Origin of the sequence: Streptomyces carpinensis (assembly GCF_002154505.1) — a bacterium.
GTDB classification, from domain to species: Bacteria; Actinomycetota; Actinomycetes; order Streptomycetales; family Streptomycetaceae; genus Streptomyces; species Streptomyces carpinensis.
Map to the genome: position 1 here is coordinate 1 of NZ_MUBM01000303.1, position 1,305 is coordinate 1,305.

A 1,305-nucleotide genomic window follows, 5' to 3' on the forward strand; every position below is an offset into this window, starting at 1 on the left:
TCACCCAGGAGGAGGCCCGGCGCCTCGGCGCCCGGCTGCTTCCCCTGGACGCCCTCATGGCGGCAGCCGACGTCGTCTCCTTGCACCAGCCGCTCACCCCCGCCACCCGGCGACAGATCGGCGCCCGTCAGCTCGCCCTGATGCCCACCGGCGCCACCCTCGTCAACACCGCGCGCGGGGCGGTCGTCGACCAGGACGCCCTCGTCACGGAGTTGCGAACCGGCCGGATCTCGGCCGTCCTGGACGTCACGGACCCCGAACCGCTTCCGCGTGACAGCGTGTTGTGGGACCTGCCCAACGTGGTCCTCACCCCGCACATCGCCGGCTCGATGGGACGCGAGCTGCGACGCATGGGCGACAGCGTGGTTTCCGAGGTGACACGGTTCGCCGCGGGCGAGCCGTTCGCCCAGCCCGACGACCTCGCCGTGCCGGCACGGCCGCTGACCCCTACCGAATCGACACCGCGCTGCTCACCGCCAAGCACAAGGTGACTGCCTGAGACGGCCTGGAAGGACGACCATGAAGAACGACACGGCCCTGCCGGACGTCGGCGCCCTGTCCCGGTGGATGCGGACCTGGGTGACCCCCGAAGGGGCGATCAACGGCTTCCACAACCACAGCGTGTGGGGCACCAACCCCTTCACGTTCCTCGACTTCACCAGCGGCCACGCGGCCTTCTCCGCGCCCGCGGCAGGAGCCTGGGCCCAGGCCCTCGCCCGCAATCCTGACGAACGGGCCCTCGCGATGCTGCGCAACGTGCTGCGCCACCAGGCCACCCGCGTGCAGCCCGACGGCCAGTTCCGTCACATCGGCTTCCAGGTCGGGNNGGCGGCGGCCGCCCCGGCAGGACGGGCACCTGCAACCAGGAGTATGCCCGGGTCTGGGTGAAGCTGCTGTACTCCGAACTCAGCGACGACACCGAGTTCGTCAAGGAGATCCCCGAGGACCTCGACACCCTGATCGAGCTCTTCCACCACCGCGGGGTTCCCGACGACAGCAGCTCGGGCACCTTCCGCACGGTCGAGGACCGCGAGCGTGGCGGCATCCTGGAACCCGCGGAGTACTACGGCCTCATGATCGTCCCCCTGGTCCTCGGCGCCCGGCGTTACGGCCGCGCGGACTTCCTGGACGAGGCCCGGCGGCTGGCCCGGCACGTGGCCCGCTCCGCGTGGACCGACACCGAGGGCGCCACCCGCTACCACCGGTACTGGTACGTCAAGGACGGCCGGACCCACAAGACCGACACCCCGATGCTCATCGCCGGCATGGGCCTCACCCTGCACGGCATCGACGCCGTCCTCGCCG

General features: G+C 71.2%; 1 protein-coding gene and 1 pseudogene. Both read left to right on the plus strand.

The window, feature by feature from the left end; all coding sequences use genetic code 11:
• Positions 1-491, plus strand: a 491-nt coding sequence (locus BZY54_RS35130; RefSeq protein WP_279634731.1) for an NAD(P)-dependent oxidoreductase, incomplete at its 5' end; no start/stop codon positions are given.
• A gap of 393 nt (positions 492-884) precedes the next feature.
• Positions 885-1,305: pseudogene (locus BZY54_RS53900) on the plus strand (hypothetical protein); the annotation flags it as partial.